The sequence below is a fragment of the Pedobacter paludisoli genome (assembly GCF_052344095.1).
Classification (GTDB): Bacteria; Bacteroidota; Bacteroidia; order Sphingobacteriales; family Sphingobacteriaceae; genus Pedobacter.
Genome location: NZ_CP179926.1, coordinates 53,279 through 75,652, shown reverse-complemented (window position 1 = coordinate 75,652; position 22,374 = coordinate 53,279). Strand labels below are relative to the sequence as shown.

At 36.8% G+C, this 22,374-nt stretch carries 20 protein-coding genes; 8 read left to right on the top strand and 12 right to left on the bottom strand.

Annotated elements, in window-relative coordinates; all coding sequences use genetic code 11:
• Window positions 1-12: 12 nt before the first annotated feature.
• From ACJVDK_RS00280 to ACJVDK_RS00270, 3 genes are all read right to left on the bottom strand, one after another.
• Window positions 13-735 (bottom strand): hypothetical protein, encoded by a 723-nt coding sequence (locus tag ACJVDK_RS00280; protein ID WP_443938321.1) that lies wholly within the window; start codon window positions 733-735, stop codon window positions 13-15.
• A gap of 168 nt (window positions 736-903) precedes the next feature.
• Window positions 904-2,040, bottom strand: coding sequence for a hypothetical protein (locus ACJVDK_RS00275; RefSeq protein WP_443938320.1), 1,137 nt, complete (start codon window positions 2,038-2,040; stop codon window positions 904-906).
• Between the two features lie 10 nt (window positions 2,041-2,050).
• Window positions 2,051-2,347: a hypothetical protein gene (locus tag ACJVDK_RS00270; protein ID WP_443938319.1), complete on the bottom strand. Its 297-nt coding sequence runs from the start codon at window positions 2,345-2,347 to the stop codon at window positions 2,051-2,053.
• A 472-nt stretch (window positions 2,348-2,819) separates the two neighbouring features.
• Between ACJVDK_RS00270 and lat the strand changes: the two genes are divergently transcribed.
• Window positions 2,820-4,151, top strand: coding sequence for an L-lysine 6-transaminase (gene lat, locus ACJVDK_RS00265; protein ID WP_443938318.1), 1,332 nt, complete (start codon window positions 2,820-2,822; stop codon window positions 4,149-4,151).
• A gap of 143 nt (window positions 4,152-4,294) precedes the next feature.
• On the opposite strand, the gene ACJVDK_RS00260 is transcribed toward lat, so the two are convergent.
• The 4 genes from ACJVDK_RS00260 to ACJVDK_RS00245 all read right to left on the bottom strand — a co-directional run bounded on the left by ACJVDK_RS00260 (window position 4,295) and on the right by ACJVDK_RS00245 (window position 7,684).
• Window positions 4,295-5,656, bottom strand: a complete 1,362-nt coding sequence (locus ACJVDK_RS00260; RefSeq protein WP_443938317.1) for an acyl-CoA dehydrogenase family protein — start codon at window positions 5,654-5,656, stop codon at window positions 4,295-4,297.
• A gap of 171 nt (window positions 5,657-5,827) precedes the next feature.
• A complete protein-coding gene (gene bshB1, locus ACJVDK_RS00255; protein ID WP_443938316.1) occupies window positions 5,828-6,544 on the bottom strand; it encodes a bacillithiol biosynthesis deacetylase BshB1 in 717 nt (238 codons plus the stop codon).
• A 5-nt stretch (window positions 6,545-6,549) separates the two neighbouring features.
• On the bottom strand, window positions 6,550-7,062 hold the full coding sequence (locus ACJVDK_RS00250; protein ID WP_443938315.1) for a glutathione peroxidase: 513 nt from the start codon (window positions 7,060-7,062) through the stop codon (window positions 6,550-6,552).
• Window positions 7,063-7,069: 7 nt separating this feature from the next.
• Complete coding sequence (locus tag ACJVDK_RS00245; protein ID WP_443938314.1) at window positions 7,070-7,684, bottom strand: DUF4294 domain-containing protein; 615 nt, start codon at window positions 7,682-7,684, stop codon at window positions 7,070-7,072.
• A 110-nt stretch (window positions 7,685-7,794) separates the two neighbouring features.
• On the opposite strand from ACJVDK_RS00245, the gene ACJVDK_RS00240 reads away from it, so the two are divergent.
• The 4 genes from ACJVDK_RS00240 (at window position 7,795) to ACJVDK_RS00225 (ending at window position 13,547) form a co-directional block, all read left to right on the top strand.
• Entirely contained in the window at window positions 7,795-9,999 is a 2,205-nt protein-coding gene (locus tag ACJVDK_RS00240) for a RelA/SpoT family protein (RefSeq protein WP_443938313.1), read from the top strand.
• A gap of 287 nt (window positions 10,000-10,286) precedes the next feature.
• A complete protein-coding gene (locus ACJVDK_RS00235; RefSeq protein WP_443938312.1) occupies window positions 10,287-10,766 on the top strand; it encodes a Fur family transcriptional regulator in 480 nt (159 codons plus the stop codon).
• A 49-nt stretch (window positions 10,767-10,815) separates the two neighbouring features.
• Window positions 10,816-12,093, top strand: coding sequence for an adenylosuccinate synthase (locus ACJVDK_RS00230; RefSeq protein ID WP_443938311.1), 1,278 nt, complete (start codon window positions 10,816-10,818; stop codon window positions 12,091-12,093).
• A 197-nt stretch (window positions 12,094-12,290) separates the two neighbouring features.
• Window positions 12,291-13,547 carry an anthranilate synthase component I family protein gene (locus ACJVDK_RS00225; protein WP_443938310.1) on the top strand — a complete coding sequence of 419 codons (1,257 nt, stop codon included), beginning with the start codon at window positions 12,291-12,293 and terminating at the stop codon, window positions 13,545-13,547.
• A 67-nt stretch (window positions 13,548-13,614) separates the two neighbouring features.
• On the opposite strand, the gene ACJVDK_RS00220 is transcribed toward ACJVDK_RS00225, so the two are convergent.
• The 4 genes from ACJVDK_RS00220 to ACJVDK_RS00205 form a co-directional block, all read right to left on the bottom strand.
• Window positions 13,615-14,496, bottom strand: a complete 882-nt coding sequence (locus ACJVDK_RS00220; RefSeq protein ID WP_443938309.1) for a M48 family metallopeptidase — start codon at window positions 14,494-14,496, stop codon at window positions 13,615-13,617.
• A gap of 94 nt (window positions 14,497-14,590) precedes the next feature.
• The gene (plsY, locus tag ACJVDK_RS00215) at window positions 14,591-15,238 is read right to left on the bottom strand and encodes a glycerol-3-phosphate 1-O-acyltransferase PlsY (RefSeq protein WP_443938308.1); all 648 of its coding nucleotides are present in this window, start codon (window positions 15,236-15,238) and stop codon (window positions 14,591-14,593) included.
• 49 nt (window positions 15,239-15,287) lie between these two features.
• Window positions 15,288-16,139 carry a carboxylating nicotinate-nucleotide diphosphorylase gene (gene nadC / locus ACJVDK_RS00210; protein ID WP_443938307.1) on the bottom strand — a complete coding sequence of 284 codons (852 nt, stop codon included), beginning with the start codon at window positions 16,137-16,139 and terminating at the stop codon, window positions 15,288-15,290.
• A gap of 72 nt (window positions 16,140-16,211) precedes the next feature.
• Window positions 16,212-16,610: a DUF4783 domain-containing protein gene (locus ACJVDK_RS00205; RefSeq protein WP_443938306.1), complete on the bottom strand. Its 399-nt coding sequence runs from the start codon at window positions 16,608-16,610 to the stop codon at window positions 16,212-16,214.
• Window positions 16,611-16,821: 211 nt separating this feature from the next.
• On the opposite strand from ACJVDK_RS00205, the gene gpmI reads away from it, so the two are divergent.
• Both gpmI and ACJVDK_RS00195 read left to right on the top strand, forming a co-directional pair.
• Window positions 16,822-18,342, top strand: coding sequence for a 2,3-bisphosphoglycerate-independent phosphoglycerate mutase (gpmI, locus tag ACJVDK_RS00200; protein WP_443938305.1), 1,521 nt, complete (start codon window positions 16,822-16,824; stop codon window positions 18,340-18,342).
• Window positions 18,343-18,362: 20 nt separating this feature from the next.
• Entirely contained in the window at window positions 18,363-18,863 is a 501-nt protein-coding gene (locus ACJVDK_RS00195; RefSeq protein WP_443938304.1) for a hypothetical protein, read from the top strand.
• A gap of 53 nt (window positions 18,864-18,916) precedes the next feature.
• Here the strand turns inward: ACJVDK_RS00195 and ACJVDK_RS00190 are convergent, their stop codons facing one another.
• Complete coding sequence (locus tag ACJVDK_RS00190) at window positions 18,917-19,537, bottom strand: tetratricopeptide repeat protein (RefSeq protein WP_443938303.1); 621 nt, start codon at window positions 19,535-19,537, stop codon at window positions 18,917-18,919.
• Between the two features lie 311 nt (window positions 19,538-19,848).
• On the opposite strand from ACJVDK_RS00190, the gene lon reads away from it, so the two are divergent.
• Window positions 19,849-22,320, top strand: coding sequence for an endopeptidase La (lon, locus tag ACJVDK_RS00185; protein WP_443938302.1), 2,472 nt, complete (start codon window positions 19,849-19,851; stop codon window positions 22,318-22,320).
• Window positions 22,321-22,374: the final 54 nt, after the last annotated feature.

Genomic DNA, 22,374 nt, shown 5'->3' with positions numbered 1-22,374 from the left:
GATAGAATTAGTTTATAATTGAGTTAGATCTATGTCTCCATAAAATTCCGAAAACAACATTAAATCATAAAAATTCAATGCAGAAGGACTATTAAATTGCCCCACCATTTGAACAATTGGATTTTGCATGCCAAGTTTCTTTTTATCGCTAGATGGTAAACAAATACCAAAATGAATGCGATTACTCTTCATTTCTTTAAAAACTGTTAGTGGAATTTGAATTTCGCAACTGAAAATATTTGGGTCTATTGCAATTTGATTTGGTGAGCCTGTTCCCATTCTTGGTGGGTTATCGATATTGGTAATAAACCAATCTGCTAAAATACCTTCCTCATTGTATTTCGGCAGTAAATTGCGCTTTACACCTTTATAATTTTCTATCATAATATAATCATGATTGGCACACAAAACCTTTTTTGTTTCCGGCTCTGTAAAACAGTTTCCAAATTTCAGACAAAAAGAAGACGTGGTATCTATTTTTGAAGGCGAAAAATATATTTCTATACCTCCTGAAGAAAATTTTCTTGCATTCTCATTCTTCTTTATCCCCATGTACAAAAAATGCTGATCCTTTTTAAAATGATACCACAACTTATTCTCCTTATCGTATTTAAATTGAGTACTATCCCCCCAATCTTTTAAATGACCATCAACAGAAATCTGGCTATAACCAACTTGCGCGGCAAGCGTAAAAATTAAGCTAAAAAAGAGAATTCCAATAAATATTTTCTTCAAAATTAATTCAGTTTGTTTGAATGTACAGAACAGCTAAAAACTTAGTTGTTCTGTATTTATCTTATGTTTTTTTATTATCCTACTGTAAGCAGCATAGTTCTTAGTTAAAAGGAAAACAGCTTAGTTTGCCTTATATAATTTGCACTAATGGGAAAAGAAGTTAATTAATTAAAAATCTTTAATTTTAAAGAACACCATAAGAGGATAATAGGGTCTATTTTTAAAATTATAATTTGCTAAAGCCCCTAATTGTTCCTTTTTTAATGTGGACAACTCATAAACCAAATCAGCGCTAATAATCGAAACAAAAAAGTCTTTATGAACAGCGTTGATATTACTTAATAAAATATCATTAACAGAATTCAAAGTAGTTTTATTCAGTACTTTCTTGCTTTTCTTATTAAACATTGCATAATTTATTACTTTATTATAGAAATATGTAAAAAACACCGTGTTAGAACTTTCCCAAAAATTACGAACAAAAGCAAAATTTGAATGCTTTACGATACCTTTATCTGCAAGTGTCGCTAATTGATTGATATTATCAAAAGCAAATTTTATTTTATAACGATAAGCACTTAAATTAGGATATGTATAAATGCAATAATCCTGATCTGTAAGTAAATTTAGGGTACTATCTGATTTGAATAAATGGTGTTGAACTGTACCTATTTTCATTCCCACTTCAATATCTGCTTTGGGAACTGGAAGATATTTCTTTTTGACCTTTAAATCCTCTAACGTCTCAATAAAATAATGTGCTTTACCAAATTTTTCATTTACAAATCCAGAATAAAAAATTAACCCTTTATCCATTTGTTCCACCTCTTTTGCCCAGAAACTAAATGACTCATCACGCACAAAACCAATAGAGTTAAACGTAGAAAATTTTGGGAAATCAGGGCACAAAAACTTCACATCTCCTTCTTTTGTTATATAAAAATCAAGTATCCTATATTTATCCTCCAAAACACCCTGCAAATCCTTTGAATTTTTCTTGAAATCACCAAATTTGTCAAAATGCAAAAAGACCTTATTAACAGCATCAAGCATATAAATCTCATCTCCATAAAATTTTAACTTAGAGCCTCCATAATTAAACCTATCCTCATTTTTAATTGGAAGACACTTTACGTCGTAAATTAATTGACTACTAATTGTATCCGATCGTTTATTGTTGATTGAGATAACATTTGAATTAAACTCTTTGGAAAAATTACTTGGCTTTACCTTAGGTTGTTTGGCTTGTTTGCACGATAGCAAAAACAATAAAGCAGCTAGTAAAAAAAAATTAAACAATTTCATTCTATAAATTTTATATTAAATAAAGAACATCATAAATTTTATTTACCAGAGATAAGTTCTTTAAACTACCGGAAGAAAGGACTACTTCGTATTTTTTAAAAACTTCAATTAGCGTATCGTTTTCCTTAAATTCACGATGTAATCTGCTGCAAGGGGAACATCCATTTAGCGCAGATACAAATACTAGTTTTTTACCATTCAATTTTGCTAAGCCTAAAGCCTTATCTAAATTTATTGAATTAGAATTGTGTCTCTTAATAAACGAACTTAGTACAAGTATAAAAAATAATAAAAAGGCTGCTCTCATGTTTATTCCATAATTATTAGCAATTAATTTTCACTTACTGCTTTTCGATTTCAAATCTATTAATCCAATTTTCCTGTACAAAATACAACACAGAACAAACGTTTGTCCTCAATTCAAACAAAGAAAATCAAACAAAAACAACACTTAATGTAGATATACAACTACCATTATTTTTTAAAAAAAACTAAAACTAAAATTCGAACACTAAAAACTTAGTTATTCTTAAACAAATGCAGATTTACCAAACAAACGTTTGCGCGTTATTTTTTTAAAACAGTTCTAATTCTCTGAATTACCAACTATTTATAGTCCAAAAAAGTTTTCCACATTCCGCCAGTCCAAAAAGCGATTTTGTCCATAAACATAGTTTAAACAGTTTAAAGCTATTTTTTGCTCAAGCCCAGCAAAATGTGCCTAAATTTTGATTTCAGGCACATTTTGGTAAATTTGAAAATACCTCAAAATCAATTATATGTATCAATTAACTGTACCTGCAAATCAAGTTAATCAAGCCCTAAGCAAACATATTTTAGCCGATGGTTTAGACCTCACATACGACATTGAAAAAAGTCAAGGGGCCTATATTTACGACGCAAAACACAACCGAGCACTACTCGATTTTTTCACCTGTTTCGCTTCCGTTCCATTGGGTTACAACCACCCAAAAATGATAAACGATGAGGCCTTTAAAAAAAACCTGCTTCAAGCAGCATTGGCTAATCCCTCTAATTCCGACGTCTATACCCAACAATACGCACAATTTGTTGAAACCTTTAGTCAAATCGGAATTCCGAATTACCTTCCCCATGCATTTTTCATTGCTGGGGGAACACTGGCAGTAGAAAACGCTATTAAAGTAGCCATGGACTGGAAAGTGCAAAAAAACTTTGCCAAGGGTTATACCGAGGAAAAGGGTTTTAAAGTACTGCACTTCGAAAAAGCCTTTCACGGCCGCAGCGGATACACCCTCAGCCTAACCAACACCCTACCCGATAAAACGAAATGGTACGCCAAATTTGATTGGCCGCGCGTAAGCACTCCACAAGTAAAATTCCCATTAGAGGGGGCTAACCTAGCTAACGCTTTACAAACGGAAGAAACTTCCATTCAACAAATTAAACAAGCCTTTGTTGACCACAAAGACGATATTTGTGCCATCATCATCGAGCCCATACAATCCGAAGGGGGCGACAACCACCTTCGCGAAGAATTTTTAATTCAATTAAAAGCCTTGGCCGATGAAAACGATGCCTTTCTTATTTACGACGAAGTGCAAACAGGTGTTGGCCTAACGGGAAAATTTTGGTGTCATCAACATTTTAGCGAAAAAGCACGACCGGATATCATCGCCTTTGGCAAAAAAATGCAAGTATGCGGCATTTTAGTCGGCAACAAAGTGGACCAGATAGAAAACAACGTGTTCAAAGTATCCAGCCGCATCAACTCAACCTGGGGCGGAAACTTAGTCGATATGGTTCGCGCCACCCAAATTCTTCAAATAATACAAGAAGACAACCTGTGCCAAAACGCACAAAATGTGGGGCAATATCTACAAAACCAACTGCATCACTTGGCACAAAAATTCGATAAAATGAGCAATGTGCGGGGCCGTGGACTACTCTGTTCGTTCGACTTTCCGACAAAGGAAATGCGTCAGAATTTCATCAGTAAAGGCGTTGAGCAGAATGTGATGTTTTTAGGATGTGGCGAAAAAACCATCCGCTTCCGTCCGGCATTGTGCATAGAACAAAAACACATTGACGAAGGAATGGCGGTGATGGAAAAAATCCTGCCAAACATTTAGAAAAACAAGCGGGACTGCGTATGGCTCATGCAGTCCCGCTTACCATTACAAGTCCTCTCCCCATGTAAAATCGGGATGCGGGCTTTTCATTAAAATCGGGTTTAAAAACAAGGGTTCCCTGCCTGTGGCACCATACCAAACGCCTACACAAACGCAGAAAATCCGGTAATGGCCCTTCCTACAATTAAGGTATTAATTTCTTTTGTTCCTTCGTACGAGTAAATAGCTTCAGCATCGGCTACAAAGCGCGCCACATTGTATTCCAATAAAATGCCGTTTCCACCCATCACCTCACGCGCTTTGCTCACCACATCGCGGGTATGCAACGAACAAAAAACTTTTGCCAACGAAGCATGTTCATCTTTCAACAAACCTTGGTCTTGCAATTGCGATAACCGAAAACACAAGGTTTGCATAGCCGTCAAATTCGATAGCATTTCCACCAAATGATTCTGAATCAGCTGAAATGAGGCAATGGGTTTACCAAACTGTTTTCGCTTACGCGTATAATCCAAGGCATTTTCATATGCACCCCTGGCGCAACCCACCGCTTGCCAAGCTACTCCTGCACGGGTCATTTGCAATACTTTTGCAGTATCTTTAAAACTATTAGCGGCCTGCAAACGATCTACTTCCTCCACCTCGCAATTCGTTAAGGTAATTAATCCATTTTGAACAATCCTTAAGGCCATTTTATCCTCCATCTTTTCAACCGCAAAGCCCGGATTATCCTTTTTAACAATAAATCCTTTCACTTCATCATCGTCCACATCACGTGCCCAAATAATTAAAATATCTGCAAAAGTGGCATTACCAATCCATTTCTTTTGGCCATTTAAAACCCATTTATCGCCATTTCGTTTACATGTAGTTGTTAAACCACCCGCTGCCGCCGAACCCACTTCGGGCTCTGTTAAACCAAAAGCGCCAATAACCTTAAACTGCTGCATTAAGGGAAGCCACTGTTGTTTCTGTTCTTCCGAACCACATAAATAAATAGACCCCATAGCCAAGCCACTTTGCACGCCAAAAAAAGTAGAAAGCGACGTATCAATTCGCGCCATTTCCATGGCCAAAATACCTTCCATTAAATTAGATTTCCCCGGACATCCATATCCTTTGTAGGTTAAACCACAAATATTCAGTTCCGCTAACTTGGGTATAATTTCGAACGGGAACTCTGCACGATTCCAATAATGATTTACAATGGGTTTTACTTCGGCCTCTAAAAAAGCACGAACCTTCAATTGCAATTTGCGATCTTCTGGGCTTAAAGCCTCCTCACCTAAGTGATAAAAATCGCCCTCAATTTCGGGTAATTCTTTCTCCTTGGCACTTCCGCCCATCATTTTCATCATCCCCTTAATCTGCTTATCATTTAGGTTTGATATCGTTTCAACCATTTTTGGAAGATCTACCTTTTGCGATAAACTGTTGAGCTTATCAAAATCGATGTGTTTAAAAAGCTTATAAGCGCCTTTTATAGTAGAGAATATATTAGCCATGATAGATTGTTTAATGTTAATGGCTAACAATTTACGGCTTATTTTGTTGAAATTTTATTTTCTAAGAGAGAATCCACATAAAGAAAGAATGATATACGCGTATACAGGCTTACATAAAACTTTCACATTTTGCAGACTTCTGACTTTCGGAGCTCGGACTTCCCAACTCCTTTACCTCAAATCAAACAAATTATCTACCCCTAATAATTTTCTAGAAGTAAAGCCTTCGCCAAAAGTGGCCCCAATGCTTTTACCAAACTCTCTGGCACGACCAATTACACTTTCAAAAAAATCTGGTGAAGAAATATACGTTTCAATTCCCGCTACATCCGGATTATAAAACTGCGTTTTAAAAGCCTTAATTGACGCAATTTTAGTATCCATGTGTTCGGTAATATCGACGATAATATCGGGTTGAATATAGCGATCTTGAATATATTGCAGCAACAAGCGTGGACGATGAGCTGTCTGGGTTTCACCGTCAACAACGGTTTCTATTTTAGGCAAACCTGCTAAAAAAACCGAATCGTTTACCAAATCACCGGCACGACCATGATCGGGGTGGCGGTCATGCAGGGCATTGCTTAAAATAATTTCCGGTTGGTATTTGCGAATCATCTTAATCACTTCCATTCGATGCGCTTCATCATTTTCGAAAAAACCATCTCGGAAACGAAGATTTTCCCGTGCATGCAATCCCAATATTTTAGCAGAATCGGCTGCCTCTACATCCCGTATTTCAGCCGTTCCTCGTGTACCCAATTCGCCGCGGGTCAAATCGACAATTCCTACTTTTTTCCCTAAGGCAATGTGTTTCAAAATAGTTCCAGAACAACCAAGCTCTGCATCATCGGGGTGTACAGCAAATACTAAAATATCTAATTTCATGCGTTTTAAGAAGCTTTTTCATCCAGCAGTTGCTGAATTTTCTTTTTTACTCTTGAATTTAAAGGTTTCGTGATAGGCAAAAAATAATCCACCACCTCACCTTGTTTATTGATAAGATATTTATGAAAATTCCATCTTGGTTTTGAGCTCAAATGGCCATTCAATTTCTTACTGCTCAAAAATTGAAATAAAGGATCTATTTCATCTCCTTTTACTGTAATTTTTTCAAATACGGGAAACTTTACGCCGTAATTAACCTCGCAAAAAGTGGTCAATTCGGCGCCATTTAAGGGTTCTTGATGGCCAAAATCGTTGGTTGGGAAACCTAAAATTTCAAAATCATCGGTATTAAAAGAATCTTTCAATTCTTGCAACTCTTTTAATTGAGGGGTTAAACCACATTCTGAAGCTGTGTTCACAATTAAAAGCACCTTATTTTTAAAATCGCTTAAAGGCTGCAACGTACCATTTACTTTCTTTGCATCGAAAGAATAGATATTCGGAGTATGTTTATTCATGAGGTATTTATTGATAATAACCAGAAGTGCGGATAATTGATTCAATATCTTTATCTTCATTCGGATCGTACGTACTTTTTAAATTATGCCCGACCACACGTGCCACCAATTGGTATGAAAACGCGGCAAAGCCTCCTTTGGTTTGTTTAACAATATCGAATGTCGTTCTACCTACTTCCCTATCAATAAGCTTGGTTAAAATTTGACCTTGCGTAATGGTTAATTCTTTTACCTCGCGATTAAACAATTCTTTAATTTCTTTATCGCATTGTTTCACCAATTCCTTTTGTTTTCGCTTCTCAGGAGTGTTTTGCAAATCAATTTCCAATTGCTCGTATCGGCGCTTTGCATAGATGGCGTAAGGCATTACCTTTAACACATTGTATCGCAATCGATTATACGCTTGTCGTTCGGCTTGCGACTTGAATAATCGTGGGGCCGTAATGGTTACATCCTGCAATTGCATCCAGGGAATCATCACACCGTTATCGTTTGTTGACGCAACACGAATGGTATCCTGTTTCCCTAATTTAGGAAATATAGGGGCTGTTGGTTCCTGTGCTGAGGCTACCGCTGCAGAAATCATTACAGTAAAAAGAAAAAAGAGCCCTTTTAATTTCATAAATTTACAGTATTACAAAGTTAGGGGTTATTTCATATATTAGTCGTTCCCTAGAACTAATATAGGTTTTATTCATAAAATAAGACGCAAAATTTACGCAAAAAACACAAATGAAGACAGAGTTAGTAATTGATTTAGAGGCAGAGAAACAAGAAATCTTAAAACGGTATAGGGCTTTGCTGCGTGCGTGTAAATCGACTTTACAACGCGGAGATAAAAAAGAAATCAGGAAAGCATTTGATATGGCTCTGGAAAGCCATAAAGATATGCGTCGAAAATCGGGCGAACCATATATTTACCATCCAATTGCGGTAGCACAAATTGCAGCCGAAGAAATTGGCTTAGGAACCACTTCTATTGTTTGTGCCTTACTACACGATGTGGTAGAAGATACCGATATTACCCTAGATGATATTGAACGAGAATTTGGCAAGAAAACTGCTAAAATAATAGATGGATTAACAAAAATTTCGGGCGTTTTTGACACCAATAGTTCGTTACAAGCTGAAAATTTCCGTAAAATGCTGCTCACCCTGGCAGATGATGTTCGGGTAATTTTAATTAAGCTGGCTGACCGATTACACAACATGCGGACAATGGATTTTATGCCGCGCCACAAGCAACTTAAAATTGCATCGGAAACCATTTACTTATACGCACCCTTAGCTCATCGTTTGGGGCTTTATGCGATAAAATCTGAGCTGGAAGATCTTTCAATGAAATATTTGGAGCCAGATACGTATAAATTTATCGCCAAAAAATTAAACGAAAAAAAAGCAGAACGAAATTTATTCATCAAAAATTTCATCGAACCAATTGATGAAATCATTCAGGAACAAGGCTTAGAAGCCGCTGTGTATGGCCGCCCAAAATCCATTCACTCCATTTGGAATAAAATGAAAAAGAAAAACATTCCATTTGAAGAAGTGTACGATTTGTTTGCCATACGTATTATTTTAGATAGCCCCCCAGAAAACGAAAAAGCTGATTGTTGGAAAGCATATTCTATCGTAACCGATTTATACCGCCCTAATCCCGACCGCTTACGCGACTGGGTTTCATCGCCAAAAGGAAATGGATACGAAAGTTTACACACCACGGTAATGGGTCCAAGAGGCCAATGGGTTGAAGTACAAATCCGTACGCAACGCATGAATGAAATTGCGGAGAAAGGTTTTGCTGCACACTGGAAATATAAAGAGTCGAGCAACGACAACGGGTTAGACCAGTGGATACAGAAAGTAAGGGAAATGCTTAGCAACCCGGAAACAAATGCCTTTGATTTCTTAGATGATTTTAAAATGAATCTGTTTTCGGATGAGATTTTCATTTTTACGCCTAAAGGAGCCCTGCTGCAACTTCCACTGGGCGCAACAGCACTCGATTTTGCGTTCGAAATTCACACTGGCGTAGGAGCCACTTGTATTGGCGCAAAAGTTAACCATAAACTGGTACCGATATCGCACAAATTGCAAAACGGCGATCAGGTAGAAATTATCACTTCCAACAAACAAACACCAAAAGAAGATTGGCTAAACACTGTTGTTACTGCAAAAGCAAAATCGAAAATTAAATCCTCGCTAAAAGAAGAGAAACGCAAAATTGCCGATAATGGAAAGGAAATTTTAGAACGAAAATTAAAATCGTTAAAAATTACCTACAATACTGAAAATATTCAAAAGCTGAGCTATTTCTTCAAACTACCTTCTACCCAAGAGCTTTTCATCCAAGTTGCACAAGGAAAAATAGAGCTCAAAGACATTAAAGAGTATCTCAATGTCGGAAAGGATAACGAAAAAAATGCACCTGAACGCCCCGAGAATTTAACACCAGAAACGGCCAAAGCAAAAACGAAAGGCCCAGCCGATATTTTATTAATTGGCGAAGACATGCAGCGCATTGATTATACACTTGCTGCATGCTGTAATCCTATTCCGGGCGACGATGTTTTTGGATTTATTACCGTGAGTGAGGGCATCAAAATTCACCGTACCAATTGCCCAAATGCCACCCAATTAATGGCCAATTACGGCTATAGAGTAGTAAAAGCAAAATGGAATGGCCAACAAGAAGTTACTTTCTTGACTGGATTAAACATTGTAGGTATTGACGATGTTGGTTTAATTAACAACATTACTCAAGTAATTTCGAACGATTTTAAAGTAAATATGCGCTCCATCACTGTTGACACCAACGAGGGTATTTTTGAAGGCTCAATCATGATTTATGTAAACAATACCGATCATTTAGATAACTTGATTGCGAACCTATTAAAAGTTAAAGGCGTTACGCGAGTTACGCGCTTTGATGCATAAATAAATCTGAAAAAGGAAATAGCCATAAAACTATTTCCTTTTTTCATTCCCAAATCCTACTTCTAAACTTCCCCCTATCAATCGATATATTGCCTTTAAAAACAAGCTTATTAACTTGTAATCAGCATCATTATTTTACTAGCCATCGTTATTTAAGTACATTTCCTGCTAAAACAGCTTCCTATGCTTCATCATTTTCCATACAAATCACATAATCCGTTAATAATCTGCTTAATCATTTTAATCTCTGCAATGATTTATATACCTTTGACAGGAGTTTAAAAACTATGTCAGAACAAAATACAAACGAGCTCGTTCGCAAGATTTTTGAGGCTTATTTAGAGAATAAGAATCTTAGAAAAACACCGGAGCGTTTCGCGATATTGGAAGAAATATATTCAAGAAACGATCACTTCGATGTTGAAACCTTATACATTCACATGAAGAACCAGAAGTACCGCGTAAGCCGTGCTACAGTTTACAACACCTTAGAGTTGTTGGTATCATGTGATTTGGTTACCAAACACCAGTTTGGTAAAAACATGGCTCAATTCGAAAAATCATACGGATACCGTCAACACGATCATGTGATTTGTGTAGAATGCAATAAAGTAGTAGAATTCTGCGATCCACGCATTCACCAAATTCAAAGCATGGTAGGCGATCTATTGAAATTCGATATCAAACACCATTCATTAAATTTATACGGCTTTTGCTCGGATTGCAGCATGGCACGCAAAATGAGTGGAACGTCAAAAGACGAATAACACAGCAAAAATCATCAAATAATAATAAAACCAGTTTAATTTTTAAATAATGACGCAAGTAGATGTACTTCTCGGCCTACAATGGGGCGATGAAGGAAAGGGAAAAATCGTTGATGTTCTGAGTCCAAAATATGATCTTATTGCCCGTTTTCAAGGCGGACCAAATGCTGGTCACACCTTAGAGTTTGACGGCAAGAAATTTGTATTAAACACCATCCCATCAGGTATTTTCAACGAAAAAACCATGAACCTTATCGGTAATGGTGTAGTGATAGACCCGATTATCTTAAAAAGAGAACTAGACAATTTAAAAGCTGCTGGTCATGATCCAGTTGCTGAAGGAAAGTTAGTAATTGCTCGTAAAGCGCACTTAATTATCCCTTCGCATCAATTATTAGATGCTGCCAATGAGGCAAGAATGGGTAAAAATAAAATTGGATCTACCTTAAAAGGAATTGGTCCAACGTACATGGATAAAACAGGTCGCAACGGATTACGCGTGGGAGATACCACTTTACCTGATTTCAAAGAGCGTTATGAGAAATTAAAAGAAAAACACACCGAAATTCTTTCTCATTTCGATTTTGAATACGATTTAACAGAAAAAGAAGCTGCGTTTTTTGAAGCTATTGAATTCATTAAAACGATTCCACATGTAGATAGCGAGCATTTTGTAAACGGTTATTTAAAAGAAGGAAAAGCTGTTTTGGCTGAGGGTGCACAAGGAACGTTATTAGACGTTGATTTTGGTTCGTACCCTTTTGTAACCTCTAGCAATACAACAACTGCTGGTGCTTGTACCGGTTTAGGCATTGCTCCAAATAAAGTGGGTTCTGTTTATGGTATTTTCAAAGCATATTGCACACGTGTTGGTGGCGGACCGTTCCCAACCGAATTGGATAACGAGGTAGGCGAAAACTTACGCGCCTTGGGTCATGAATTTGGTGCAACAACCGGCCGTGCCCGTCGTTGTGGATGGATTGACCTTCCTGCATTAAAATATGCCATCATGTTAAACGGTGTTACCGAGTTAATTATGATGAAAGCAGACGTATTGGATACATTTGATACCATTTACGCATGTACACACTATGAGTATAATGGCGAGAAAATTGACTACATGCCGTATGATATCATCACAATCGAACCTAAACCTGTTTTAAAAGCAATTGAAGGTTGGGCAGAAGATGTAACTAAGATTACTTCTGTGGATCAAATTCCAGCAAAATTAAGCGCATACATTGCTTATTTAGAAACGGAACTACAAGTACCAATTAAATTCTTATCAGTTGGTCCAGATAGAGCACAAACCCTACAACTAGGATAATCATTGTGTGTCAAAACAAATTTTAAAAATGGGGTATCTTCAATGATTGCCCCATTTTTTATTTAAAACCGAACGAAAAGGCTGGGTATTCAAGTAAAACTTTCTGCCGTCCAAAATAGATTCCTACAAGTCTCAAGGCGGTAAATACTACTTCGACCACTCTTTTATTTGACGCAATCTTTTACCTTTGCATTCTCTTGAAAACATCAGCACACATACTCAAATTTAAAGACAAAGCGCTTCACTGGGCCAATCAATTTGACGTTTGCTGTCTGTTAGATTCAAATGGATACAAGGAAACATACTCAGCATACGATTTCTTATTGGCTGCTGATGTGGAAGCTAAAATTCAATCAACACCTCATCAAGACTCTTTTCAAAAACTGAAAGATTTTTATACCGAAAATCCGGAATGGATGTTTGGCTTTTTTAGCTATGATCTAAAAAATGAAATTGAGCCTTTATTTTCGAACAACCAGGATAATCTTCATTTTCCCGAGCTATTCTTCTTTATCCCGAAATTTTTAATCGCCTGTAAAAATGATGAAATAACTGTTTTAAAGGGTGATAAGGATATCTTAAAAGAAATTGAAAACTTTGCAATTGCAGCTGAAGGAAACCAGAAAAAAGTTGAAATTAAATCGCGGTTGAGCAAAGAAAAATATATTCAAACGGTAGAAAACTTACAAGAACACATTAAAAAAGGCAATATTTATGAAGTAAATTTCTGTCAGGAGTTTTTCGCTGAGCAGACTACCATCAACCCAATTGAAACGTATAAGGCTTTGAATCGAGTATCTCCTACTCCATTTGGCGGATATTTCAAACAAGGTCAGCACTATATTTTATCGGCTACACCGGAAAGATTTTTGTGTAAGCGAAACCAACAACTTATCTCGCAGCCCATCAAAGGAACCGCTAAAAGAAGTCAAGACTTTCAAAAAGACGAAGAAATAAAAAGGGAGTTAAAGAACAGCCTTAAAGAGCAAACAGAAAATGTGATGATTGTTGATTTAGTTCGGCACGATTTAACCAAATCAGCGGTTAAAGGGAGTGTTCGGGTAGATGAATTATTTGGCATTTACACTTTCCCTCAAGTACATCAAATGATTTCAACCATCAGCTGTACACTTGCCCCAGAAGTACATTTTATAGATGCGATTAAAAATGCCTTCCCGATGGGTTCGATGACTGGCGCCCCAAAATACAAGGCAATGGAGTTGATTGAGCAGTATGAAGCGACTAAAAGAAGTTTGTATTCCGGTTCGTTTGGTTGTGTTAGCCCGGATGGAGATTTCGATTTTAATGTGATTATTCGCAGCATTTTATACAATGCAGCACAACACTATTTATCTTTTCAAGTTGGTGGTGCTATTACGTATCATAGTCAGCCGCAACTCGAATATGAAGAATGTCTACTGAAAGCAAGCGCTATTTTGCAAATATTATCATAATTGAACAGAAATAAAACAGAAAAAGCCTGAGTATTGAATAAATGCTCAGGCTTTTTGTATAAATCGTTTAGCTTTTCTTTTTTGTAGAGTTTGTTTTTGGAGGAACGGTAGCTGGTAGTGTAACTGCAACTGGCTTGTAATATTTCATCGCCTCAGGCAAATCATTTTTAATTTGAGCAATTCTGCTGGCATCGGTTGGGTGCGTACTAAAAAACACTGGAGGTTTCTCTTTTCCTTCACCGGCAGCTTCCATTCGTTGCCAAAATGCTACTGCAGTATTTGGGTCGTAGCCTGCCATTGACATAAAAGAAAGTCCCATTCTATCTGCTTCCGATTCTTGAGCCCGTGAATTTGGCAATAAAACAAAGCCTTGCGCTCCAATGCCGTATGCTTGATTAATTAAATCTTGCGTTCCTTGCGATTGCGTACCAATTGCTGTACCCAAAATAGCACCCCCAATTTGCGCTTGTTGAGCTTGTGAGGCTCGCTGTAATGAATGTTGTGCGATAGCATGGGCGATTTCATGACCTAAAACTGTTGCCAAACCATTATCGTCTTTTGTAATCGCCAAAATACCGGTATAAACCGCCACTTTACCACCGGGCATACACCAAGCATTGGCTTCAGCGCTTTCGATTAGATTAAACTCCCACTTGTAGTTTTTTATTTGTTCGCCATAACCATTACTATTCATAAATTGCGTAACAGCACTAGCAATCCGGCTACCTACCCTTTTAACCCGTTGTGCATCCGTAGAAGTTGATGGAGCTACTTTCGTTTTAGGGTCAGTTAATAATTGCGAATAACTTGCCGCCGCTTGCTGTTCCAAAGTAGCAGGATCAACGCCAAAAGTAGAGTATTTGCGGCCTGTAAGCGGAACCACTTGAGATGAACATGCCTGTAAAATTAATAACCCGGCAATGGCTGCCGAAAAAAAAATCTTTTTCATAGAATTGATGTATTGTTAACACGAAACCCTCTATCGTACTGTTTTCTATAACAGAAGGCAGTAAAATAAGTTTCAAAAAAAAATAAATTGCGAATTAGTTTTCCTTCTTCTTAAACAAATACACTTTAGATTCTTTGCCTTTTAGCAATCTTTCGATATTTTTTTGATGGGTTACCAAAATCAACACACAAACAGCCATACCATATAATACTTCAGATTTAATAGAAACCTGAAATAAAAAAACCACACTGAGCGGAAAGGTAAATCCAGCACAAATAGAGCTCAGAGATACATACTTGGTACAAAGTAAAACCACTACAAAGACTAGAACACAAAGCATAGATGCTTCAAAGTTCACTGCCAAAATCATTCCAAAAAGGGTTGCGACTCCTTTCCCGCCTCTAAATCCGGCAAAAACAGGAAATAAATGACCCATTACTGCGGTAACACCTAAGGCCAATTGATAATTAACAAACGTTGATGAGCTATGTGGACCGGTTACTGATAAACCGATGAGATAGGCCAAATTAGTAGCCGTATAACCTTTGGCGATATCAATTACCATAACGGCAATACCTGCTTTTTTACCCAATACTCTAAATGTATTCGTTGCTCCAGCATTGCCACTACCATACTCTCTAACATCGATACCATAAAATGCCTGACCAAGCCAAACAGCTGTTGGTATCGAACCAAAAAGATAAGCTAAAAATAAAGCGCCGAGCGAATAAATCGTAACCATAACCTACAATGATACTAAAAATAAGCTTCTTTTCGTATTCGAAAACATCTTAAAATGCTTTTAAGCTCATATCCAGACTCTTTACCGAATGGGTTAAAGCGCCCATGGAAATAAAATCGACACCACATGCAGCATACTCGGCAACATTCTCTTCGGTAATTCCACCCGAAGCTTCGGTTATGAACTTTCTATCAATTAACGCTACTGCTTGACGCAAGGTATCAAAGTCGAAATTATCCAACATAATGCGGTCTACCCCACCGATGGCCAACACCGTTGTTAACTCATCAATGTTTCGAACTTCAATTTCAATTTGAAGATTTTTACCTTGTTTACTTAAATATTCTTTTGCAGAGTGAATAGCATTTGCGATACCACCAGCATAATCAACATGGTTATCTTTGATTAAAATCATGTCGTATAATCCAATGCGATGATTAACCCCACCTCCAATACGAACCGCCCATTTCTCTAAATAGCGTAAACCCGGTGTAGTTTTCCGAGTATCTAGAATTTTTGTCTTCGTATCTTTTAATAATTGAACAATCCGATTTGTTTTTGTTGCGATTCCGCTCATGCGTTGCATACAATTTAAAACCAATCGTTCTGCAATTAAAATGGAATGCGTGCTACCGGCAACCGTTAAGGCAATATCACCCAGGTTTACTGCATCGCCATCGTTTAATAAAACATCAACTTTTAAATCAGCATCAACTACTTTAAAAATTTCAAGCGCTAATTCAACACCTGCCAAAATCCCATTTTCCTTAATAATGAGTTTAGCTTTCCCTTGCGTATGCTCTGGAATTGTTGATAAAGAGGTATGATCACCATCTCCAACATCCTCAGATAGAGCATTTTTTATAAATATATCGATAATTTGTTTATCCAAAACGAACATGTTAAGCCCCAAAAATAAGAATTATTTATTAGCCAACAATGTAGAGCAACTTATAAAGCCTTTATAAATTGATTAATTTTTAGCTTCTTCTACTTTAATTTCGGTGATTAAATAAGCCGTATTAAATTTCTTTAGCGTTATAGAAATGCGCAAATCATGTTTGGCCGTGTTCATCAAAATAACACCAAAACGATAGTTTGGATTATTATTTATTTTATGAACAATAGTGGTTTTTAATGGGGAGTTTTTAGCGAAAAAACTTTTCAAAATTTGTTCACCTTGTGCTTTTGAATAGACATCTTCTTCGTCAAGAATAATAAACTCGACAGTTGATGCAAACATTTTTGCAATCTCTTTTGAATTGCCAGTCCTGAAATATGTAGACAAATCATCCACAATATCAGCCGTATACGACTTTGTTGGCAACAATAACGTTAGAGTAGTTACAAATAAAAAAAAGCTTCGGATCATTTCTTTTGTATATGAATTAACCCTACAGCGAAAATTATGCCATTAGCCTATCAAAAAATAGTTTTTCTTAATTTATATAACATCCAATAAAGCTATATTTGCTTTCAATAAATTACTAAACACATTTTTTAAGCAATTGTTTCCCGCTTAGAATTTTTTTTCACGCGTACAGATATAGTTTATCTGTTAAGAAAAGTACAATAACAAAACAATGAAAAATAAAAAACTCGCACTTATAATTCTTGATGGTTGGGGCTATGGAAAGCAAGATAATTCAGATGCTGCATATGCTGCTAACACACCTTTTTTCGATTCACTTTTAAAAAACTATCCAAATTCAAAACTGGAGGCTTCTGGTGAAGCAGTAGGTTTACCTGCCGGACAAATGGGAAATTCTGAAGTAGGACACATGAATTTAGGTGCCGGTAGAGTTGTTTATCAAGAACTTGGAAGAATTAATAAGGCAATTGTAGACAAAGAACTTCAAAAGAATCCAGTTTTAGTGAATGCTTTTGACTATGCTATTAAAAACAATAAAGCCGTTCATTTTATTGGACTGGTATCGAATGGTGGTGTACACGCACACATTGAACACCTTAAAGCTTTGTGTACGGCTGCAACAGAAGCAAAGGTAGAAAAAGCGTATGTTCATGCCTTTTTAGATGGCCGTGATACCGATCCGAATGGAGGTTTAGCATTTATCACAGATCTTCAAAATCATCTACAAAGCACCAACGTTAAATTGGCCAGTATGATTGGTCGATATTATGCCATGGACAGAGATAACCGCTGGGAACGTGTGAAACAAGCCTACGATGTAATGGTGAATGGAATTGGAGAAAAATCGCAAAATGCTCTTGCCTCTATACAAAAATCATACAGCGACGGTATAACAGACGAATTTTTAAAACCAGTGGTACTTAGCTCTGATGGAGAAACCCCCGTTGCGACCATTCAAAAAGACGATGTAGTAATTTGCTTCAACTTCCGTACTGATAGAGGACGTGAAATTACAACCGCCCTAACGCAAAAGGATTTTCCGGATCAACACATGCATAAATTGCCGTTGTACTACGTTACAATGACCACCTACGATGAAAGTTTTGAGCATGTAAACGTCATTTTTACTAAAGACGATTTATCCCAAACCTTAGGAGAGGTTTTAGCCACAAATGGCAAAAACCAAATCCGCATTGCCGAAACTGAAAAATATCCGCATGTAACCTTTTTCTTTTCGGGTGGAAAAGAAGCTGAATTTCCGAATGAAAAACGCATTTTAATTCCCTCGCCAAAAGTTGCCACCTACGATTTGCAACCGGAAATGAGCGCACAAGGAATTACCGATGCCATTACAAAAGAACTGGAAACTGGCTGGGCTGATTTTATTTGTTTAAATTTTGCAAATCCCGACATGGTTGGTCATACGGGGGTATTTGAAGCGGTAATTAAAGCCGTAGAAACAGCCGATCGTTGTGCAGAAGCAGTAATCAAAAAAGGCTTAGAAAGTGGCTATTCTTTTATCATCTTAGCCGACCATGGAAACTCTGAATACATGGTAAATGCCGATGGTTCTGTAAACACGGCGCACACAACCAATTTAGTGCCTTGTATTTTAATTGATGCAGATTACAAAACCATTAAGGATGGTAAATTAGGCGATATTGCTCCTACTATTCTAAAAGTATTAGGCATTGAAATTCCAGCTGAAATGACTGGAAACATCTTAGTATAATGATTAAACTACGCTATTTTTTGTCATTTGTTTTATTGCTGGCTGCTTGCAGTCGGCCTGAAACAAATGACAATGCTACTTACTTTGATTTAAAAGGTTATTTCGAGCAAGAAGCATTCCGATTACAAAAAAGGAATCTTCCTGTCCGTAAAAAGGTTGAAATCAATGGTTCTACAGAAAGTAAAACCTTAACAATTACCGACTGGACCAAGGAGCTTGCCATTTTTGCAGATGCCGATATCAATAAAAAATCGTGGAAAGGAAGCTTTCAAGTGAGCGATACCGGCGCAGAATTGATTTACAGCACCAATAATAAAAAGATACCTGTCAAAAAACTGGTTATTCAAAAAGCACACAATCGGATTAAAAAAATTGAGATAATTGTACTAAACAAGAATATTTTATTCCACTCGAGTGATACACTGTTGTACTATCCGGACAGTTTATACAGCATAAAAAAAGAGCAAAAAATAAAATTCTTATCCGCAAAAAACTATCGCATTTCTGGCGAGATGAAATAAAAAAAGAGCGATGAAAAATCATCGCTCTTTTTACCATTTACCATTGAAAAAATCTATTTCAAGCTGGTAATTTGTGCTTTATCGTAGGCTACCCAATCTTGAATATCTTTGCGTAAAGGCTGCAAGGTCAAAACCTTCTGAAAATCTGCAATAGAATTATTAAACAAGGTAATACAAGCTGCTTTTTCAGCACTTTTTTTCACTTTAAAAGATTTAAAGATGGCGTAATCTTTATAAGCTAATGCTCTATTTTGTAACATCTGAGTATCCTCTTCGCTACTTAATTCAATGGCCTTTGTAAAATCTTTTATGGCGGCCAAATAGAAATTTTCACGCATAGAACTTAAGGATTCTTTCGGGTCATTCGCGATGTTTAAACGCGCTTTTCCACGATAGTAATAGGCAGTTTCATCGCTTGGCTTTAACAAAACTAACCTGCTATAGGTATTAATCGATTTTTCATATTCGCCATTCTGAAAATACGAATAACCTAACATTTTTAACACGTTCGGATTATCCGGATTTTTTGCATCGGCCTTTTCCAACTGAGCCGCAGCGCCTTTGTAGTCGCCTTTCATCATGGACTGCATGCTCTTATCGTAATTCGTTTGAGCAAAGCTGGTAGAGGTAGATAAAATAAATAAACCAATAAAGGCGTGTTTGATGTAATTCATGTAATAACAATAAAATAAACAAACTTGGTTTAACATACAATTAAACCAAATTTCATGCAATATAAATCTATTCTAAGAATTTAAAAGGCTTTTTTAAAATCCATTTTTATCATTGAGTCAAATATCTAGTTTAAACGCTAAATTTAGGAATATATGATAATGGGCATAAAAATAAACATCTCTGCCTTTTTAACATTAAGTTTAACATTTTTTCACTTTGGCACAACTCTTGAATTTATATCCCAAAACGAAAAATAATGAAAAGTTAAGGCGACAAAACTGCCAGTTTGTCGTTAGACAAAGAAGCGATAATGAGTAAAAAAGATATATTTGATTTCAATTCTGCTATGCCAATCATCAACGAGGATACTGAGTTTTTCCCTTTAATGTCTCAACAAGACGAGGAGGATATGAACAATGAGGAAACTCCTGAAATATTAGCTATTTTGCCGCTGCGAAATACAGTTTTATTTCCAGGTGTAGTCATCCCGATTACGGTTGGTAGAGATAAATCGATTAAATTAATTAAAGAATCCTATAAAGGAGATAAGATTATTGGAGTTGTTTCTCAAAAGGATGTTTCGATAGAAGACCCTACATTTGAGCAACTTAACACCGTTGGAACCGTTGCAAGCATTATTAAATTATTGCAAATGCCCGATGGAAATACCACGGTTATCATCCAAGGGAAACAACGTTTCAGCTTAGTTGAGCAAGTGCAAGATGAGCCATACATTAAAGCGGTTGTTAAGAAATTTGATGAGCAAAAACACAAAGCCGATAAAGAGTTTAAAACATTAATTGCCTCTATTCGCGAAATGTCGGCGCAAATTATTCAATTATCGCCCAACATTCCGAGTGAAGCTAGTATTGCCCTAAAGAACATTGAAAGCAATTCATTTTTGATTAATTTCATTTCATCCAATATGAATGCCGAAATGGCGGATAAGCAAAAAATCCTTGAAATGGGTAATTTGCAAGACCGCGCTAAGAAGGTGATGGAGCTCTTAATGCTCGAATTGCAGATTTTGGAATTGAGAAATCAAATCCAATCGAAAGTACGGACCGATTTAGATAAACAACAACGCGATTATTTTTTAAATCAACAACTAAAAACCATCCAGGAAGAGTTGGGTGGAAATTCCGCTGATTTAGAATTTGACGCGCTTCAAGAAAAAGCAAAAAAGAAAAAATGGGCTGCTCCGGTTGCTGCACATTTCGATAAAGAATTGGATAAATTAGGCCGAATGAATCCGGCCGCGCCTGATTATTCTATCCAACTGAATTATCTGGAGCTTTTGTTGGATTTACCATGGAGCGAATTTACCAAAGATAACTTCGATTTAAAACGTGCGCAACGCATCTTGGATAAAGACCATTTTGGACTTGAAAAGGTAAAACAACGTATTATTGAGTATTTAGCTGTATTAAAGCTAAAGCGCGATATGAAAGCGCCTATTTTATGCTTGGTTGGCCTTCCGGGAGTTGGTAAAACTTCGTTAGGAAAGTCGATTGCAAAAGCTTTAGGACGTAAATATGTTCGTATGGCTTTGGGCGGTATTCGTGATGAAGCGGAAATTCGTGGTCATCGTAAAACGTATATTGGTGCTATGCCAGGAAGAATTATTTCTTCACTTAAAAAAGCAGGTGCCGACAATCCTGTTTTTGTGTTAGATGAGATTGATAAAGTTGGCACTGATCATCGTGGCGATCCATCATCGGCTCTTTTAGAAGTATTAGATCCTGAGCAAAACAATGCTTTCTACGATCATTATGTTGAAATGGATTATGATTTATCCAATATCTTATTCATTGCAACCGCCAATTCTTTAAGCACGATACAACCAGCTTTGCTTGATCGTATGGAGATTATTGAAGTAAATGGCTATACGATTGAAGAAAAAATAGAAATTGCTAAAAAATATCTGCTTCCAAAGCAAAAAGAAAACCACGGCTTAAAAAATGCTGATATTACCTTGAAACCTGCTTTATTAGAAAAGGTGATCGAAGACTATACGCGTGAATCGGGTGTACGTGGCTTAGAAAAGAAAGTTGGCGCATTGGTACGAGGTGTTGCGACCAAAATTGCCATGGAAGAAGCGTACAATGCCAACTTAACGTCGGATGATGTTGAACGCATTTTAGGTGCGCCTATTTTTGATAAAGACTTATACGAAGGCAATGAAGTTGCCGGAGTTGTAACCGGATTGGCATGGACCAGTGTGGGTGGTGATATTTTATTTATCGAAGCAAGCTTGAGCCCTGGAAAAGGCAAGTTAACTTTAACCGGTAACTTAGGTGATGTAATGAAAGAGTCGGCTGTAATAGCATTGGCTTATTTACGTGCACACGCCAATGAATTTGGAATCGATGCGAAGTTATTTGACAATTGGGATGTCCATGTGCACGTTCCTGCAGGCGCCACTCCAAAAGATGGACCATCAGCAGGTATTACGATGCTCACGGCATTAACATCGGCATTTACACAGCGTAAAGTTAAAACACATTTGGCCATGACAGGTGAAATTACATTGCGCGGAAAAGTATTGCCTGTCGGCGGAATTAAAGAAAAAATACTCGCTGCTAAAAGGGCAAACATTAAGGAAATTATTCTTTGTAAAAGCAATCGAAAAGATATTTTAGAAATTAAAGAAAGCTACATCAAAGATTTAACGTTCCACTACGTTACCGAAATGAGCGAAGTAATCGACTTGGCGCTAACCAAAGCAAAAGTTAAAAAACCAATCGATTTAAGTATAAAGCCAGCTACAATTGTAAATTAATAGGAATATTTTACTGAATTGCATTTAATTTCAATTACAATAAATACTTTTACA

What these genes read in the sequence shown, in the direction of transcription:
- ACJVDK_RS00275 (WP_443938320.1), bottom strand. Translation starts at nt 2,040, where the DNA reads ATGAAATTGTTTAATTTTTTTTTACTAGCTGCTTTATTGTTTTTGCTA.
- ACJVDK_RS00270 (WP_443938319.1), bottom strand. Translation starts at nt 2,347, where the DNA reads ATGAGAGCAGCCTTTTTATTATTTTTTATACTTGTACTAAGTTCGTTT.
- lat (WP_443938318.1), top strand. Translation starts at nt 2,820, where the DNA reads ATGTATCAATTAACTGTACCTGCAAATCAAGTTAATCAAGCCCTAAGC.
- ACJVDK_RS00260 (WP_443938317.1), bottom strand. Translation starts at nt 5,656, where the DNA reads ATGGCTAATATATTCTCTACTATAAAAGGCGCTTATAAGCTTTTTAAA.
- bshB1 (WP_443938316.1), bottom strand. Translation starts at nt 6,544, where the DNA reads ATGAAATTAGATATTTTAGTATTTGCTGTACACCCCGATGATGCAGAG.
- ACJVDK_RS00250 (WP_443938315.1), bottom strand. Translation starts at nt 7,062, where the DNA reads ATGAATAAACATACTCCGAATATCTATTCTTTCGATGCAAAGAAAGTA.
- ACJVDK_RS00245 (WP_443938314.1), bottom strand. Translation starts at nt 7,684, where the DNA reads ATGAAATTAAAAGGGCTCTTTTTTCTTTTTACTGTAATGATTTCTGCA.
- ACJVDK_RS00240 (WP_443938313.1), top strand. Translation starts at nt 7,795, where the DNA reads ATGAAGACAGAGTTAGTAATTGATTTAGAGGCAGAGAAACAAGAAATC.
- ACJVDK_RS00235 (WP_443938312.1), top strand. Translation starts at nt 10,287, where the DNA reads ATGTCAGAACAAAATACAAACGAGCTCGTTCGCAAGATTTTTGAGGCT.
- ACJVDK_RS00230 (WP_443938311.1), top strand. Translation starts at nt 10,816, where the DNA reads ATGACGCAAGTAGATGTACTTCTCGGCCTACAATGGGGCGATGAAGGA.
- ACJVDK_RS00220 (WP_443938309.1), bottom strand. Translation starts at nt 14,496, where the DNA reads ATGAAAAAGATTTTTTTTTCGGCAGCCATTGCCGGGTTATTAATTTTA.
- plsY (WP_443938308.1), bottom strand. Translation starts at nt 15,238, where the DNA reads ATGGTTACGATTTATTCGCTCGGCGCTTTATTTTTAGCTTATCTTTTT.
- nadC (WP_443938307.1), bottom strand. Translation starts at nt 16,139, where the DNA reads ATGTTCGTTTTGGATAAACAAATTATCGATATATTTATAAAAAATGCT.
- ACJVDK_RS00205 (WP_443938306.1), bottom strand. Translation starts at nt 16,610, where the DNA reads ATGATCCGAAGCTTTTTTTTATTTGTAACTACTCTAACGTTATTGTTG.
- gpmI (WP_443938305.1), top strand. Translation starts at nt 16,822, where the DNA reads ATGAAAAATAAAAAACTCGCACTTATAATTCTTGATGGTTGGGGCTAT.
- ACJVDK_RS00190 (WP_443938303.1), bottom strand. Translation starts at nt 19,537, where the DNA reads ATGAATTACATCAAACACGCCTTTATTGGTTTATTTATTTTATCTACC.
- lon (WP_443938302.1), top strand. Translation starts at nt 19,849, where the DNA reads ATGAGTAAAAAAGATATATTTGATTTCAATTCTGCTATGCCAATCATC.